Origin of the sequence: Mesorhizobium sp. M2A.F.Ca.ET.043.05.1.1 (assembly GCF_003952445.1) — a bacterium.
Classification (GTDB): domain Bacteria; phylum Pseudomonadota; class Alphaproteobacteria; order Rhizobiales; family Rhizobiaceae; genus Mesorhizobium.
The window spans coordinates 2,283,799-2,300,565 of record NZ_CP034446.1; the positions used below are offsets into that span (position 1 = coordinate 2,283,799).

The following is a 16,767-nucleotide window of genomic DNA, read 5'->3' on the forward strand; positions in this document are numbered from 1 at the left end:
TGGCAAATCGACCAGCCTCACGGCCTCTGCAACCAAACTGACCTTTTTTGGGTGGATTTTTGCCGGAACCGCCGAGTCCTGCGGAAAGCTGCCCAGGAATTGGGCAGTTCGATCCTCGGGTGTTGCATTTCTGCTACTACGAATCTCGACAACCCCTGCTAGAAACGCGGCGGTTTTAAATTGGGGTTATGGGCTATGCTTCTTCTTCGTGTTTCCGCGAAATCCGTTCTGCTGGGCGCTGTTTCGGCCGTTGCCTTGATGTCGGCCGCGCATGCCGCCGACGTTGTCCAGGAGCAGGCGGCTCCCGGCTTCAACTGGAGCGGCGTCTATGTCGGCTTTGGCGTCGGCGCCGGCGCCAATGTGCACAAGCTGAGCAGCGATTTCCTCCCGGGAGCCTCGCTCAACGGTATCGGCGGCGAAGGCATCTACGGCCAGGCGACCGTGGGCTACGACTACATGGTCTCGCAGCGCTTTCTGCTTGGCGGCCTGATCGACGCCCATGTCGGCACGATCAAGACGTCGCTTGATGTGGGCGCCCTGGGCGGCCTCAGCGCCGACCTCAAGGAAACCTACGGCTTCGACGTCGGCGTGCGCGCCGGCTACCTGCTGACGCCGAGCACGCTGGGCTATGTGCTGGGCGGCTATGCCTGGCAGAAGTACAAGCTCGACACCAATGCCGGGTTTGGCATGGATTGGGATCAGGGTGGCTACTTCGTCGGCGCCGGTGTCGAAACTGCGATCAACAGCAACTGGACGCTGAAGGGCGAGTATCGCTACACCCGCTTCGGCACCAAGGACAATCTGCTTTCCCAGTTTGGGCTGCCGGATGGCGCGCTCAATCTCGACACCTCGCGCCACACCTTCGAAGTGGCCGCCAGCTACCGCTTCAACGCCAATGACGGCGGCGCCGCCAGCTTCGAGACGCCGACCTACAACTGGACCGGCTTCTATGTCGGCGGCGGACTCGGCGCCGGCGCGGTGGTGCATCAGATCGAAGTTCCGCCGGCTGATGTGAAGGTCAACGGCCTGGGCGGCGAAGGCGTGTTCGGCGAAGCCAGCATCGGCTACGACCAGGACATGGGCAGCTGGGTGATCGGCGGACTCTTGGACGCGCGCCTCTCCGGCATCAAGTCGAAGCTCGAGCTGGGCGGGCTTCTGGGTGGCGGTGTCGATTCGATCAGTCTCAACACCGATTATGGTTTCGACGTGCTCGGCCGCATCGGCATGAAGGTCAACGAGGCGACGCTGGCCTATGCGCTCGCCGGCTACAGCTGGCAGCACTTCAAGCTCGATGCTCCGGCACCGCTCGACGTCGATTGGGGCTCCAGCGGCTTCTCGGTCGGCGCGGGCCTGGAAACGGCTGTGTCGGACAAGATGACCGTCGGCATCGAATACCGCTACTCGCAGTTCGCCAAGGAAGATTTTTCGGACGAATTCCCGATCCCGAGCGGGCTTGTGACCTCGACGCCGTCCTTCCACACCGTGCGCATCGACGCCAAGTACAAGTTCAACTAAGCAAAGGCCTCCAGCCAGAGCAGGAAAGCCCGCCGATTGGCGGGCTTTTCTTTTCATATTGTCCCGGCAGAACCTGCGCGTCGCCCGCCAGCTTACCGGCGCCGGACTGATCGACCGCGCCATTTGCCCGGCAACGACGCAGAACAATTGGGGGGCAAGGTGCCCCCATCGCTGTTTGCGCGAGGTCAGCGCGCAGCTTGTTAGACGAGGAAGACGCTAGCGTCCGGATGCAGCTGGTTGTTCATCGCATCGAAGGCGTTGGCGACATCGTTGATCCCGGGTTGACCGGTCTCGCCGAAGTTGGAGGTCGGGGCGTTGGTGTCGTTAAGGACGTCCCGCACCGCACCAGCCACCTCGATCGGTTGCAGCGTGTGATCGTGGTTCGCATCGATCAGATTGAGAATGGAGATGATGGCCGGGTCCGAACTGGTCGCCGCGGAGAAGCTGAAATTGAGCTCCGGTTTACCGCCGAGGCCGTCGGGCACGGCGGTGACGGCAGCCGAGAGATACGCCGCCGCCGAGGAGCGTTCGAGGTGATGGATGCCGCCACCCTTGGCTGCCAACGCATCCGCGATCGAGGGATTTCCAGAGATAATGTTGAGGTTCTGGAACTCGAAGATCTCCTCAAAGGAGGTCTTGGAGGTCCAGCCCGAATGGTACTCGCCCAGCTCCTGATTCAAGATATCGATGTGGTTCTTCCAGAAGCCAGGCGTCAAGCCTTGGCCCGGCGGTGGCAGGAAGTTGGTGAAGTCGTTGCCGATGTCAACGCCGCCGCTGCCGGGGTTGTCGACCGTCTGCACGAGGATGCCGGTCTGCTCGGAGCCGTCCGGCACCACTTCGTAGATGCTCTTCCCGACATCGTCCAGCGTGAGACCGCCGATCGACCAGGCACCGCCGGCCCCCGTCGTCGTCGAAAGGTCGCCGGCGTCAAACACGTGGTTGTCGTTGATGTCGATGTAGATGGTCACAGGATCGTGCGACCATGGAATGTCGTCGCCGGTCTTGCCGTTGCCGGTAAGGTCCTCGTACTTGGTGCCCGAGACCGAGAAGAATTTGAAGTTGGCGAAGTCGAGATCGTCCTGGTCGGCGCCGGAAGTGCCGGTGATGGTGTAACCGGCGCTGCCCAGCGTCTGCACCGAGCCGCCCGGCAGCACCTCGTAGACCTTGTCGCCGGCATAGCTGGCGTCGAGCCCGGTGAACTGCCAGAAGCCGTTGGCGTCCGTGGTCGTCTGCAGCTCGCCATTGTCCAGCGTCTGGTTGTTGTTGGCGTCGATGAAGATGGTCACGCCTTCCCACGGCTTGTCGTCGGAGGTGTTGCCGGGCGTGCCGTCGTCGCCGTTGACGTCCTCGAACTTGTGGCCGGAGATCTCGAACAGCTTGAAGTTGGCGAAGTCGAGATCGTCCTGGTCGGCGCCGGAAGTGCCGGTGATGGTGTAACCGGCGCTGCCCAGCGTCTGCACCGAGCCGCCCGGCAGCACCTCGTAGACCTTGTCGCCGGCATAGCTGGCGTCGAGCCCGGTGAACTGCCAGAAGCCGTTGGCGTCCGTGGTCGTCTGCAGCTCGCCATTGTCCAGCGTCTGGTTGTTGTTGGCGTCGATGAAGATGGTCACGCCTTCCCACGGCTTGTCGTCGGAGGTGTTGCCGGGCGTGCCGTCGTCGCCGTTGACGTCCTCGAACTTGTGGCCGGAGATCTCGAACAGCTTGAAGTTGGCGAAGTCGAGATCGTCCTGGTCGGCGCCGGAAGTGCCGGTGATGGTGTAACCGGCGCTGCCCAGCGTCTGCACCGAGCCGCCCGGCAGCACCTCGTAGACCTTGTCGCCGGCATAGCTGGCGTCGAGCCCGGTGAACTGCCAGAAGCCGTTGGCGTCCGTGGTCGTCTGCAGCTCGCCATTGTCCAGCGTCTGGTTGTTGTTGGCGTCGATGAAGATGGTCACGCCTTCCCATGGCTTGTCGTCGCCGGTGTTGCCGGGCGTGCCGTCGTCGCCGTTCACGTCCTCGAACTTGTGGCCGGAGATCTCGAACAGCTTGAAGTTGGCGAAGTCGAGATCGTCCTGGTCGGCGCCGGAAGTGCCGGTGATGGTGTAACCGGCGCTGCCCAGCGTCTGCACCGAGCCGCCCGGCAGCACCTCGTAGACCTTGTCGCCGGCATAGCTGGCGTCGAGCCCGGTGAACTGCCAGAAGCCGTTGGCGTCCGTGGTCGTCTGCAGCTCGCCATTGTCCAGCGTCTGGTTGTTGTTGGCGTCGATGAAGATGGTCACGCCTTCCCATGGCTTGTCGTCGCGGTGTTGCCGGGCGTGCCGTCGTCGCCGTTGACGTCCTCGAACTTGTGGCCGGAGATCTCGAACAGCTTGAAGTTGGCGAAGTCGAGATCGTCCTGGTCGGCGCCGGAAGTGCCGGTGATGGTGTAACCGGCGCTGCCCAGCGTCTGCACCGAGCCGCCCGGCAGCACCTCGTAGACCTTGTCGCCGGCATAGCTGGCGTCGAGCCCGGTGAACTGCCAGAAGCCGTTGGCGTCCGTGGTCGTCTGCAGCTCGCCATTGTCCAGCGTCTGGTTGTTGTTGGCGTCGATGAAGATGGTCACGCCTTCCCATGGCTTGTCGTCGCCGGTGTTGCCGGGCGTGCCGTCGTCGCCGTTCACGTCCTCGAACTTGTGGCCGGAGATCTCGAACAGCTTGAAGTTGACAAAATCCTGGTTGGTCAGGTCCTTGCCGGCGGTCAGGCTGTTCTGGTTGATCTGCACCGGGCTCAGATGCGTCCAGCCCGCCTTGTTCTCTTCCTTGATGATGTAGTCGCCAGGCGCCAGCCCGGTGAACTGGTAGGCGCCGCTGCCATCGGTCGTCGTCTGCGCCACCTGCTCGCCGGCATCGGCGACGTTGTTGTGGTTGGCGTCATTGTAGAGCGTGATTGTCCAGCCGCTCACCCCAGTCTCGTCGCCGGTCGTCGCCAGGCTGCCGTCAGCGTCGACATATTTGTGGCCCGAGATCGAGCCGAGCTGCGTGTTGATGAAGTCTTGGTTCGTCAGGTTCTGGCCGGAGGTGAGATTGTCCTGGTTGATCGTGACCGGACTCAGATGCGTCCAACCCGCCTGGTCCTGTTCCTTGATCAGATAGTCCCCGGGCACCAGACCGGTGAACTGGTAGAGGCCGTTGACGTCGGTCGTCGTCTGCGCCACCTGCTCGCCGGCATCGGCGACGTTGTTGTGGTTGGCGTCGTTGTAAAGCGTGATCGTCCAGCCTTGCACCGCAGTCCGGTCACCGGTCGTCGCCAGGCTGCCATCGGCGTCGAGATATTTGTGGCCCGAGATCGAGCCCAGTTGGAAATTGCCGAAGTCGTTGTTGTGGCTGTTCTGACCGGCCGCCACCGTGATGGCGAACTCACCCTGGGCATTGTTCGGCGCATCCTGCGTCCATCCCGCTTGCGGCTGCTCGCGGATCGTGTAGGTGCCGGGCGTGACGGTGAATTTATAATACCCGTTCGCGTCGGTGACCGCGAAGGGCTCGCCCGCGTCTAGCGTGTTGTTGTTGTTGGCGTCGATATAGATCGTCCAGCCGGCGAGAGCCGGCTCCCCGGCCTCCCAAACACCGTCTGCGTTCAGGTCGTTGAACTTGTGACCGTCGATCACCTGGCCGATCTGGCGATTCCACTCTTCGAAGCCGGACTCAGAGGTCCAGGTGCTCTGCGCCGATTCCGTAGGACCTTGATAGGTGCCGTCCTGGTAGCCCATCGCCGAATAGAGATAGATATAGGGCTTGCTCGGATCGAAGGAACTGACCGGAACCAGCAACGACATATCGGTGGTGTTGCCGCTGCCTGGCTGGAGGTTGCCGTTCAGCCCGACGAATTTGTCGCCGCCGGCATCCATGTTGTAGATCAGCGAAGCGTTGTCCCCTGCGGGGAACGCGCCGGTGCTCTGGTCCGGGGCTGCTCCGGGGTCGTAATCACTCAAATTCCCGACGCTGGCCTGCCAGATCTGGAGCGAATCCAGGGAAAGGTTCTGGGAAGTTGAAGTGTTGGACTCGTTGATGTCGAGATCAAATCGATAGTAGCCGACGCCGTTTATAAATTGAATCGGAATATCGGAAATGTTCACCGCGTGAACATACTGACTACCACCCTGAGTGGTATCATCGAGCACTTTAACACTGGCGTCAGTGTTATACCCCTGTTCCGACGTGTTGTTGCCTTGTTGCGAAATTCGGACGAAAGGATCGAGCAAACCCGTTCCCGCACCGGTTGCGACATCCGAAGAGGAAAAGATGGCGCCATTGATCGTTACGGTATTGGCAAAGGTCAGATCGTAGGTTGGCGGATTTAGCGGCGGCGGCGGCTTCGGCGCGTCGGTGAAGTTTGCCGTCGCGGAGGCGCCGGTCGCCTCATCAGTGGCCGTCAGCACGAAAGCCTGGTTTGCCGCATCGGCATTGACGTACCACGACGTCTGGATCGATCCGTTGACGACGCCGTCGAGATCGCCGGCGCCGCCGTCGGTGACGGTCCAGGGCGTGCCGGTTCCCGTGAGATCATATGAGAGCACATCGTCCGCAGTGCCGAGGACGCCATCAGCGCCGGCGCTGAGATGAGCGACCTCGAAGGTGAACGTGCCGCCGTCCGAGACATTGGTGGTCGTGATTCCCACCGTCTCGCCGGGCGCGTAATCCGCATCCGCCTGATCAAGCGAGATTGCAGGCGGCGCGACGGGGTCGATGCTTCCGGTCGTCGTGGGATCGGTTACCGTGAGCGGATCACCTGTCAGATTGTCCGTAATGTCGGCCATGACGTTTCCCCTTGAATTTGACTGCGGTTGCGTTCCGTATCTGCTGTTTCCATTTTCCCGCTCCAGGCGGGGCTTACTGTCTGAAGGCTCGGGTGATCTGGTCCTGCAACGGCTTCACCAGATAGGACATCACCGAACGGTCCTCGGTCTTGATGAAGGATTCCACCGGCATGCCGGGGACCAGCTTGACGTCGCCGAGGCGTGCAACCTGGGCGGCGGTCGTCCTGATGCGCACGGTGTAGTAGCTGACGCCGGTGCGCTGATCGGTGGCGATGTCGGGCGAGGTCCGCTCGACCACGCCGTCGATCTGCGGCGTGGTGCGCGTGTTGAATGCGGAAAAGCGCAGTGAGGCCGACTGGCCGGCCCATAGCTTGTCGATGTCGCTGGGCGCGATCCTGGCTTCCACCGCAAGGCTGTCATTGTCGGGCACGACCTGCATGATCGTCTCGCCCGGTTTCACCACGCCGCCGACCGTATAGGCGATCGACTGCTGCACGACACCGTCCTGCGGCGCGCGGATGTCGACCCGCTTCAGCTGGTCCTCGGCGGCGACCTTGCGTTCCAGGAGCTCGCTCATCTGGCCGTCGACATCGCGCAGGTCCTTGTTCACTTCGGTGCTGAGGTCGAGATCGATCTGGATGATCTGCAGCTTGATCTCGGCGATCTTCCCCTCGGCCTGCGCCTGGGCGGCGATGAGCTGGCCGCGCTCGCCGTCGAGGCGGGTGGCTTCGCGCTCGGTCTGCGTCAGGCGATCGATGGAAATGAGCTTCTTGGCCCAAAGCGCGCGCACCGAAGCGAGCTCCTTTTGCTCCAGCTTGATCTCCTTGCCCTTGGCATCGGCCTGCGCGACGTCTCCGGCTATCTCCTTCTCGAGCTGGGCGATGCGTTCCCCAAGCTGGCTTTTCTGGCCGGCACGGGAGGTGCGCCGGGTCTCGAAGTGCTGCTTTTCGCCGGCCACAGCCTCGGCGACGTCAGGATCGGCGACGCGGTCCAGAAGCTCACGCGGAAAAACGATGGAATCGCTCCCCTGGCGCTCCGCATCGAGCCGGGCCTTGCGCGCCGTGAGCTGGTCGAGCGCCTTGCTCACCACCGCGAGATTGGCGGCCGGCACGGTGCGGTCGAGACGCAGCAGAAGGTCGCCGGCTTTCACCTTGTCGCCGTCGTGGGCATCGATCTCGGCAACGATGCCACCGATCGCATGCTGCACGTTCTTGACGTGGGAATCGACGACGAGCGTGCCGGGGGCGATCACCGCGCCGGCGATCTCTGTGACCGAAGCCCAGCCGCCGACGCCTCCGGCAAGCAGCAGCACGGCTCCAAGCCCAAGCCTCGTGTAGAAGCGGATCGACGCGTGCGAGGCGCTCGACACTGCCATGTCAGTTCCCTCCCCCGGTTCCGTTTGCGGCAGCCATGCGGGGGCCTTCCGCCGCCTTCGGCGGCTGGTTCCCTGAAGGGACCGGCCGCAGCATCGGGAACATCTTGGCGAAAACCTCGTCCTTCGGTCCGAATTCGTGCACGCGCCCCTGGTTCATCGCCATGATGAAATCGACGGCGGCCAGCACGTTCGGACGATGGGCGACAATCACCACCACGCCGCCGCGCTCGCGAACGCCGAGCATCGCGCGGATCAGTGCCTGCTCGCCATCCATGTCCAGGTTGGAGTTCGGTTCGTCGAGCACGACGAGGAACGGATCGCGATACAGCGCGCGGGCGAGCGCGATGCGCTGGCGCTGGCCGGCCGAAAGCGCTTCTCCATGCTCGCCGATCTCGGTCTCGTAGCCCTGGCGGAAGCTGACGATCAAGTCATGCGCGCCGGCCGCCTTGGCTGCGGCGATGATCGCGTCAGCGTCGGTTTCCGGTTCGAAGCGGGAGATGTTTTCGGCAACCGTGCCGGCAAACAGCTCCACGTCCTGCGGCAGGTAGCCGATATGGCGGCCGCGCTCTTGTGACGACCACTGGTCGAGATCGGCGCCGTCAAGCTTGACGCGGCCGCCGACAGGCTGCCAGGCCCCAACGAGAGCCCTCACCAGGGTGGACTTTCCCGAGCCGCTCGGACCGATGATGCCGAGCCCATGGCCGGCCTCCATGGCGAAGCTGGCGTCCTGGACCAGCAGCCGCTGCACCCCCGGAGCCGCGATCATCGCATTCTGCATTGTCACGTTGGCGTTCGGCGCCGGCAGCTGCAGCGGCTCGGTCTCGGCGGGCATGGCCGCCAGCACTTTGGCCAACCGTTGCCAGCCCTGGCGGGCGCTCACGAAACCTTTCCAGTTGGCAATCGCAAGATCGACTGGCGCGAGCGCGCGGCCGCTGAGGATAGAAGCGGCGATGATGACGCCCGCCGTCGCCTGCTCCTCGATAACCAGCCAGGCGCCGATGCCGAGCATCGACGACTGCAGCAGCATGCGCAGCACTTTCGATACCGAACCGAAGCTGCCGGCAACGTCGCTCACCTTGCGCTGGTCGGCAATGAATTCGAGGTTGGCATCTCGCCAGCGCGACGCCAGCCCGCCAGCCATGCCCATGGCGGCGACCACTTCAGCATTGCGAGTGCCCGCCGTGATCAGCCCGCCGCGGCGATTCCCGCTCGAGGTGGCGGCCGATACCGGTTGCCGGGTCAGCCGCTCGGCAAGCAGGGTCAGCACGACCAGCACGGCCGCCCCGAGCAGCGCCGTCACGCCAAGCACCCAGTGGAACATGAAGATGATGACCAGATAGATCGGCATCCATGGCAGGTCGAACAGCGCCGTCGGGCCCATGCCGGACAGGAAGCCGCGCACGCTGTCGAGATCGCGCATCGGCTGCAGGCTGTCGCCCTGGCGCCCTGCCTTCAGCGGCAATCTCAGCATCGAGGTATAGACACGATGACCAAGAGCTTCGTCGAGGGCGCCGCCGATCCGCACCAGAACCCGCGCGCGTACGAAATCGAGAAAGGCCTGCCCGCAATAGAGGATGACGAGCAGGATCGAAATGCCGACGAGGGTCGGCAGGCTGCGGCTCGGCAGCACGCGGTCATAGACCTCGAGCATGTAGAGCGAGCCCGCCAGCGTCAGCACGTTGAGCATGCCGCTGAACAGGCCAACGGAGACGAAGGCGGACCGGCAGCTGGCAAGTGCGGCAGCGAGTTCCGAACGAGCGGAGCCGGCGGGCCGACGGCCGGTCGCTCTCGTCGAAGGTTTGCTGCGTGTCCCTGTGCGAGAATGTGCGGCGTCGACGACGCTTTGCGCCGCGGCTTGCACGACGTCGCCGCGGGCGCGGAACATGGCCAGGCAACCGAAAGCCGCCATCGCCGCCGCGACGAGCATCGAGCCTATCGATGCATGCCGGCCGGAGCCGAAGAGGAGAAACATGGCAACGCAAGCCACGAGGATCAGGCCGACAAGCCGCACCTTCGCCTGCGCCGAACGAAAGGTTGTGCCCATCAACCTGAGCGACGCGTTACCGAACCCCACAGCCACGACACGCCTTTCACATCCTGGGCGCGTCAGTTGCCGCCGTTGGCAGGATGGCCGCGCAAGGCAGCCCAAACACCCGTGCCAAGAGCGCTGAGATCAGCGCCTACTCCGTAGAGGGGGGATTCGCATAACGTCGAGCAAGCCGCACCAACTGCTCAGGCCGGCGAGTGGCGGCTCTCGACGGCTTACTGATCAAGGATGACGGCGACGGCGGCGAAAATGCCGCAATGCTATTCCTACCCCAGTAGCGCCGTAACTCGTTGTTGCCGGTCAGGAGGCTTTTCACGCTACTCTTTATTAGCAGATTATTAACTCTACCGGGGCGTGCGTCAACGGGCAACTCCATGAAGTGTTTATGACATGCCTCAAATCCATGCATAAAAGGCGGCCACTCAGCATAAAGAATACTTCGTGTTATTCTTAGGTCCAGCGCAACCAAAGACCTATGCGCCAATCTATCGGACTTCGGTTGTCGGACCTAGGTCGCCATCGCGAGGACCTGAAGGGGCGCGGCCGGGGGAACCCTCAGACAACCTTCTTCTTCCCGTGCTTGCCGCCATGCCTGGCGACCGCCTTCTCGACGGCGCGCTTCAATTCGTCCTTGATCTCTGCCGTATCGGCCATCAGCGCCTCGATCTTCAGGAAATCGAGCACGCGGTACTTCGAGACTTTCGGGCGGATCAGGATGTCGGGCCTCGACTGCTGCAGCTTGTTGGCGATGATCGACTGCATCATCAATTGCGAGGCGCCGTACATCAGGTCGACCGTGGTCGGGTGCTTGCGCTCGGCATCGCTCGGCGCTCCGACCACGTCGATCGCGATGATGATGTCGGCATCCTTTTCGAGGAGATCGAAGGGGACGGGGTTGTAGATGCCGCCGTCGATCAGCAGGCAGCCATTGCGCACCACCGGACGGAACACCGCAGGGATGGCTGCCGAGGCGGCGAGCGCGGAATGCAATTCACCCTCGGCGAGCACCGCCAGCTTGTGGCCGAAATAATCGGTCGCCGTCACCTTGAGCGGGATCTTCAGCGCGTCGAACGTCCGCGGGATCGGCTCAGGCAGGAAGGCCTTCAGGATGCGCTCGATGTTGAACTGGCCTACGCGGATGCCGCCTTGCATGGCCTCCGCGATCGTGCCCGGCCGCGAGCGCCACATGCGCGCCGCCACTTCGGCGCGGCTGCCGAGGATCGATCGGGCATAGCCGTGGATCTCGGCGCCCGTCATGCCCGACGCCATGCCGGCTCCCATGATGGAGCCGATCGACGAGCCGGCGATCGCCACCGGCGTGATGCCAAGCTCATCGAGCGCCTCGATGATGTGGATATGCGCGAGACCGCGCGCGCCGCCGCCGCCGAAAGCCACCCCGAAGGTCGGGCTCATCCCTTGCCGCCTCCCGCCACCTGAACCAGCGGCGGGCCGATGACCATCACGGCGGGATCGGCCGACAGAAGCTTCTTCGCCGCCGCCTTGACGTCGGCCAGCGTCACCGCGTTGATGAGCGCGGCGCGGCGCTTCATATAGTCGATGCCGAGATTGTCGACCTGCAGCTCGACCAGCGTCGCGGCAATGGAGGCGGAGGAATCCAGATTGTTGATGGCGTAAGCGCCGATCATGTATTTCTTGATCGCCGCGAGCTCTTCCTCGGTGGGGCCGTTCTCGGCCATATCCTTCACCACCTGGCGCACGATCGAAAGCGTTTCGGCGGCGCGGTCGGAGCGCGTCGCCGTCGTCACCAGCAGCGCGTGGGAATGCTCGTTGTCGACCAGATCGGAACTGACGCCATAGGCAAGGCCGCGCTTCTCGCGCACCTCCGAAAAGAGCCGGGAGGTGAAGGTCGAGCCACCCAGGATCTCGTTCATCAGGACGATGGCAAAGAAATCGGGATCGCTGCGTTTCACGCCCGGCCAGGCGAGCTGCAGCGAGGTCTGCGGCAAGTCGTAGTTCACCTCGAGTTGCTGCCCCAGCTTTGGCGTGACATCCGACACCGGAGCCAGCGCCTGCTTTTCAGGCAGATCGCCGAAGACGTCGTCCAGCTTGTTGCCCAGTGTCGCGGCGTCGATGTCGCCGACCACCGCCACATGCAGGCCGCCGCGGGCGAAATTGGCCTTGTGGAAGGCCCTGATGTCATCCGCGGTGATGGTGGTCAGGCTGCCCTTCGTCCCCTGGTCGGAACGCGAATAGGGATGCTCGCCGTAAATGGCGCGCAGCCAGCGCTGCTGCGCCACCGTGTTCGGATCGCGCTCATTGGCGAGAATGCCGGAGAGCACCTGGGCGCGGATACGGTCGATCGGCGCCTGGTCGAAACGCGGGCTGTTCACCGCCAGTTTCAGCAGGCCAAAAGCCTCGTCCTTCTGCTCGGACAGCATACGCATCGAGCCGTAGGTGCCGTCGCGCGCAGCCTGAAAACTCATCTCGGCGCCGGCATCGTCGAGCTTCTGCTGGAAGGCGTCGCTGTCGAGGTCGCCGGCGCCTTCGTCGAACAGGCCGGTCATCAGGTTGACCAAGCCCTCCTTGCCGGCCGGATCCTGCGCGCTGCCGCCATCGAAGACGAAGCGGATGGCGATCAGCGGGATCGAATGGTCCTCCACCAGCCAGGCGGTGATGCCCTTTTTCGACTTCACCTCCTGGATGTTCATCTCCGCGCGGGCGGCAAGCGCCGGCAGGAGCAGGAAGAACAGGGCAAAGCAAAGCGTGGCGACGGCGCGATACATTTTTCCTTCTCCCCTTGTGGGAGAAGGTGGATCGGCGCGCAGCGCCGAGACGGTTGAGGGGTGGGTGACAGATCGCCATCCCAGCCAAGGTGGAACACCCCTCATCCGTCCGAGCTTCGCTCGGCCACCACCTGGGGGCGAGCCACGGGTCTCGCCCCGTCCTTCGGACCCCACAAGGGGAGAAGGGAAGAACCGCCGGCGCACCGAAACCATGCTCATCATCAATTCTCCGCCTGTTGCTGCGGCAAGAGATAGCCGGTGGTCGAATGCTCGAGCACCAGGTAGCGGGCGGCGACCGCCTTGACCTCATCGGCGGTGACCTTGCGGATGCGGTCAGGCCATTCCTGAACGTCCTTGACGTTGCCGCCGGTGGCAAGCGTAGAGCCATACATGTTGGCCATGTCGTCCTGCTTGTCGCGGGCAAAGATCATGGAGCGCACATAACGGGTCTTGGCCCGTTCCAGCTCATCGTCGCTCACGCCTTCCTTGACGATGCGGGCGATCTCGGCGTCGACCGCCGCCTCGACATCGGCAAGCTTGGCGTCGCCGCGCGGCGCGCCATAGACGGCGAAGTTGGTGTCGTCGAGCATCGTGCCCTGGAAATAGGCGGCCGCGTCGGAGGCGATCCCCTGCTTGACGACGAGCTCCTGGTACAGCCGGCTGCGGTTGCCGCCGCCGAGGATCTCGGCCAGCAGGTCCAGCGCCTCCGCCTCGCCGGGCTTGGCCGTATGATAGGATGGCACCACCCATTGCGTCGAAAAGCTCGGCACCGAGACGCGCGCGTCGGTCAGCGTCACCGTGCGTCTGGTGTTCTGCTCCGGCTCGACCGGGCGGATGCGCGGCCGCAGGTCCGGACCGCGCGCGACCTTGCCGTAGGTGCGCTCGGCCATCGCCTTGACGGCATTCGGCTCGACGTCGCCCGCTACGATCAACACCGCGTTGTTGGGCCGGTAGTAGTTGTCGTAGAAGGCTTTGGCGTCCGGACGGTTCAACTGCTCCATTTCCTGCATCCAGCCGATCACGGGAATGCGGTAGGGCTGGTTCTGCCAGAGCGTCGCATCGACCTCCTCGTCCAGAACCGCCTGCGGATTGCTGTCGATGCGCGAGCGGCGCTCCTCCAGGATCACATCGCGCTCGGTCTTGATGACATCGTCGGTCAGGATCAGGTTGCGCATGCGATCGGCCTCGAAGCCCATCATCTGTTCGAGCGCCGAGGGTGGCACCGTCTCGTGGAAGGCGGTGTAGTCGTAGGAGGTGAAGGCGTTGTTGGAGCCACCGATCTCGGACACGGCGCGGTCGAATTCGCCGGCGGCGTGGTTGGTCGTGGCCTTGAACATCAGATGCTCGAAGAAATGCGCGATGCCGGATTTGCCAGCGGGCTCGTCGGCGCTGCCGATCTTGTACCAAACCATGTGGGTGACGATCGGCGCGCGGTGGTCCGGGATGACGACCACCTCCATGCCGTTATCGAGGAGGAAATCCTTGACGTCGCCATCGTCGGCCGCGCGGGCCGGAGCCGACGCCATCATCGCCAGCGTGCCGACAAGGAGCGCCGCGCGCAGCGCCATCCGCGTAGGTGTCATCAAGTTCTCCGGTCCCGGTTGCGCGACGATAGGCAAGGTTCGCTGGCGAGGCAAAGTGATTTGTTCGGCATTTTCGAGGCGCGGCTAGAACAAGCTAGCCGGCCTCGATGAAGCGGATGACCGTTTCGCCGTAATTGCGCTCGTCCATCACCGAAAAACCGGCGCCAGGATCGAAGGGCGCCGATGCCGCCTCCTCGACTACGCAGAGCGCGCCGGGCAGAAGCCAGCCGCCGTCCTTGGCCGAGCGCAGCGCCCGTTCGCCTAGACCTTTGCCATAGGGCGGATCGGCGAAGATCAGGCCAAAGGGCGAGATCGTGCCGGCTTCGCCGAGATGCGTGGCGTCGCGGCGGAAGATCTTTGTGCGGCCGGTGAGCCCGTAGGCTTCGACATTCTCGCGGATCAGGCCGCGCCCCTCGGTCGATTCCTCGATGAAGACACAGTAGGAGGCCCCGCGCGACAAAGCCTCAAGCCCGAGCGCGCCCGTGCCGGCGAAGAGGTCGAGCACACGGCCGCCCTCCAGCTTGCAGGCGTAGCGATGCGCCAGGACGTTGAACACCGCCTCGCGGGTTCGGTCGGTGGTGGGGCGAATGGCATTGCTTTTCGGCGTCGCCAGCGGACGCCCGCGGAAATCACCGCCGACGATCCGCATCGCCGCCCCTCTTCGGACCACGCGGCCTGTTGCCGCCATCGCCTTCGGGGCGCTCGCCACGGGGCTTGCCGAATGGCTTCGGGCCCGGCTTGCCCTTGCCGCCCGGTTTGAACGCCGCCTTGCGCGCCTTCGCCTCGGCGGCCCTGGCGGCGTCGGCTTCCGCCCTGCCCTTGCCGATCGGCCGGGCGCCCGGCGCCATCCAGACATTGGCCTTGCGCTGGCCCGGCGGCTCGATCGGCCGCTGCTCGCGCTCGGATTTCTTGCCGCGCGGTTTGTCGCCAAAGCCGCCACGCGGCTTGTCGCCGAAGCCGCCGCGATCGGACTTCGCACCGCGCTCCCCAAATGCCCTGTCCGGTTTGGTCGAGAGCTTGCTCAGCGCCTCGTCGCGGCTGTCCTCGCGGCGCTTGCGCGCCTTGATCAGCCCGCCCTCGCCGATCGGCCGACGGTCGCCGTCGCGCGTGAATTTCGGCCGGTCGGCCTCTTCGCGGCGCGGACCGCCGCCGCGCACCGGCTTGTTGGAGAAAGGCTTCTGGATCTCGGCATCGAAATTGGCGCCGGATTCCTCGATCAGCCGTTCGCCGAGCTGCTCGCGCAGTACCCGGCCCTTGATCTCCAGCACATGGCCCTCGGGCAGATCTTCCAGCTGGAAGGGGCCGTAGGAGATGCGGATCAGCCGTGTGACATCGAGGCCAAGCGCGCCAAGGATGTTCTTCACCTCGCGGTTCTTGCCTTCGCGCAAGCCCAGCGTCAGCCAGGCATTGGTGCCCTGCTCGCGGTCAAGCGAGGCCTCGATCGAACCGTAAAAGACGCCGTCGACGGCGATGCCCTCACGCAAGCCGGCGAGCGCGCTCTCCTCGACCTTGCCGTGGACGCGCGCACGATAGCGCCGCAGCCAGCCGGTGGCCGGCAATTCGAGCACGCGCGACAACCCGCCGTCATTGGTAAGCAGCAGCAGGCCTTCGGTGTTGATGTCGAGGCGGCCGATCGTCATCAATCGCGGCAGGCCGGACGGCAGCACGTCGAAGACGGTCTTGCGGCCTTCCGGATCGCGGTTGGTGGTGACGACACCCGCCGGCTTGTGGAACAGGAACAGGCGCGTGCGCTCGATCGGCGGGATCTCGGTGCCGTCGAGATGGATGACGTCGGTGGCGCTGACGTTGAAGGCCGGCGAATCCAGCACCTTGCCGTTGACCTTGACGCGGCCGGCCGCGATCAGTTCCTCGGCGTCGCGGCGTGAGGCGATGCCGGCACGCGCCAGCCGCTTGGCGATGCGCTCGCCGGCCTCCGGCGCGGCTTCCGAAGGACGCGGGCGCGGCTTGAAGCCGCCCTCGGGCTTTCCCGTGCCGCGCGGACGATCGCTGAAATCGCGCTTCGGCCGGTCGGCAAAGTCGCGTGCCGGGCGCTCGCCGAAGTCGCGCTTGGGACGGTCGAAACGGGGTTCGCCACGCTCGCCTTCAGCGGCCACCGGGCGGTCACCGCGCGGCACAAAGGGCTTGCGGCCCTCGCGTTTATCGAAGCCGTCGCGCGGCGGGCCTTTGCGGAACGGCCGGTCGCCACGTTCCGCGCCCTCGCCCATTTCACGCGGCTTGTAGCTGCGCTTGAAATCGCGGGCCGGGCGCTCGCCTTCGGCCATCGGCCGGTCACCGCGTGGCGTATAGGGCTTGCGGCCCTCGCGTTTATCGAAGGGCTTACCGTCACGCGGCGGACCTTTGCGGAACGGCCGGTCGCCACGTTCCGCGCCCTCGCCCGCTTCGCGCGGCCCCATCTCACGCGGCTGGTAGCGCTTGAAGTTGCGCTCGCCTTCGGCAGCCATCGGCCGCTCCCATTTTGCGAACGGCTTCTTGGCGCCGTGGGCCGGCTTGCCGCCGCGCGGGCCCGCCGGTTTCGAGCCGCCCTTGCGCGGTCCGGGTGGAGATTTCTTATCGTCGTCCATTACTTTGCTCGTCTTTGCCTGCTACAGCGCCGCGCGCCCTTTCGGACGCCCAACGCAGGCAGTGTCATCTTGATTTTGCGCATCCGGCGGCGCGGCAAAAACCGATTCCGGTTTTCAGGGTCTCGCGCTAGATAACAGGATCACTCTCGG

General features: G+C 64.4%; 10 protein-coding genes. 1 reads left to right on the forward strand and 9 read right to left on the reverse strand.

Going from position 1 to position 16,767, the window contains the following annotated elements; genetic code table 11:
* Positions 1-258 precede the first annotated feature (258 nt).
* Positions 259-1,515, forward strand: a complete 1,257-nt coding sequence (locus EJ069_RS11070; RefSeq protein ID WP_126064687.1) for an outer membrane beta-barrel protein — start codon at positions 259-261, stop codon at positions 1,513-1,515.
* A gap of 200 nt (positions 1,516-1,715) precedes the next feature.
* Here the strand turns inward: EJ069_RS11070 and EJ069_RS11075 are convergent, their stop codons facing one another.
* The 9 genes from EJ069_RS11075 to EJ069_RS11115 all read right to left on the reverse strand — a co-directional run bounded on the left by EJ069_RS11075 (position 1,716) and on the right by EJ069_RS11115 (position 16,617).
* A complete protein-coding gene (locus EJ069_RS11075; protein WP_126061311.1) occupies positions 1,716-3,773 on the reverse strand; it encodes a hypothetical protein in 2,058 nt (685 codons plus the stop codon).
* On the reverse strand, positions 3,770-6,286 hold the full coding sequence (locus tag EJ069_RS11080) for an SdrD B-like domain-containing protein (RefSeq protein WP_126061312.1): 2,517 nt from the start codon (positions 6,284-6,286) through the stop codon (positions 3,770-3,772). The genes EJ069_RS11075 and EJ069_RS11080 overlap by 4 nt, the downstream gene beginning before the upstream one ends.
* 73 nt (positions 6,287-6,359) lie before the next feature.
* Positions 6,360-7,661 (reverse strand): HlyD family type I secretion periplasmic adaptor subunit, encoded by a 1,302-nt coding sequence (locus tag EJ069_RS11085; RefSeq protein WP_126061313.1) that lies wholly within the window; start codon positions 7,659-7,661, stop codon positions 6,360-6,362.
* A gap of 1 nt (position 7,662) precedes the next feature.
* The gene (locus tag EJ069_RS11090; protein WP_245456500.1) at positions 7,663-9,705 is read right to left on the reverse strand and encodes a type I secretion system permease/ATPase; all 2,043 of its coding nucleotides are present in this window, start codon (positions 9,703-9,705) and stop codon (positions 7,663-7,665) included.
* Positions 9,706-10,263: 558 nt separating this feature from the next.
* Positions 10,264-11,121, reverse strand: a complete 858-nt coding sequence (locus EJ069_RS11095; protein WP_126061314.1) for a patatin-like phospholipase family protein — start codon at positions 11,119-11,121, stop codon at positions 10,264-10,266.
* Entirely contained in the window at positions 11,118-12,452 is a 1,335-nt protein-coding gene (locus EJ069_RS11100) for a pitrilysin family protein (protein ID WP_245456501.1), read from the reverse strand. The genes EJ069_RS11095 and EJ069_RS11100 overlap by 4 nt, the downstream gene beginning before the upstream one ends.
* A 221-nt stretch (positions 12,453-12,673) precedes the next feature.
* Positions 12,674-14,035, reverse strand: coding sequence for a pitrilysin family protein (locus EJ069_RS11105; protein ID WP_126061316.1), 1,362 nt, complete (start codon positions 14,033-14,035; stop codon positions 12,674-12,676).
* 94 nt (positions 14,036-14,129) lie between these two features.
* The gene (gene rsmD / locus EJ069_RS11110) at positions 14,130-14,684 is read right to left on the reverse strand and encodes a 16S rRNA (guanine(966)-N(2))-methyltransferase RsmD (RefSeq protein WP_126061317.1); all 555 of its coding nucleotides are present in this window, start codon (positions 14,682-14,684) and stop codon (positions 14,130-14,132) included.
* Complete coding sequence (locus EJ069_RS11115; protein ID WP_126061318.1) at positions 14,665-16,617, reverse strand: pseudouridine synthase; 1,953 nt, start codon at positions 16,615-16,617, stop codon at positions 14,665-14,667. The genes rsmD and EJ069_RS11115 overlap by 20 nt, the downstream gene beginning before the upstream one ends.
* Positions 16,618-16,767 lie beyond the last annotated feature (150 nt).

Bases quoted from the DNA above. Each gene is read 5' to 3' on its own strand.
- EJ069_RS11090 (WP_245456500.1), bottom strand. From the start codon at position 9,705: ATGGGCACAACCTTTCGTTCGGCGCAGGCGAAGGTGCGGCTTGTCGGC.
- rsmD (WP_126061317.1), bottom strand. From the start codon at position 14,684: ATGCGGATCGTCGGCGGTGATTTCCGCGGGCGTCCGCTGGCGACGCCG.
- EJ069_RS11080 (WP_126061312.1), bottom strand. From the start codon at position 6,286: ATGGCCGACATTACGGACAATCTGACAGGTGATCCGCTCACGGTAACC.
- EJ069_RS11095 (WP_126061314.1), bottom strand. From the start codon at position 11,121: ATGAGCCCGACCTTCGGGGTGGCTTTCGGCGGCGGCGGCGCGCGCGGT.
- EJ069_RS11085 (WP_126061313.1), bottom strand. From the start codon at position 7,661: ATGGCAGTGTCGAGCGCCTCGCACGCGTCGATCCGCTTCTACACGAGG.
- EJ069_RS11105 (WP_126061316.1), bottom strand. From the start codon at position 14,035: ATGACACCTACGCGGATGGCGCTGCGCGCGGCGCTCCTTGTCGGCACG.
- EJ069_RS11070 (WP_126064687.1), top strand. From the start codon at position 259: ATGTCGGCCGCGCATGCCGCCGACGTTGTCCAGGAGCAGGCGGCTCCC.
- EJ069_RS11115 (WP_126061318.1), bottom strand. From the start codon at position 16,617: ATGGACGACGATAAGAAATCTCCACCCGGACCGCGCAAGGGCGGCTCG.
- EJ069_RS11100 (WP_245456501.1), bottom strand. From the start codon at position 12,452: ATGTATCGCGCCGTCGCCACGCTTTGCTTTGCCCTGTTCTTCCTGCTC.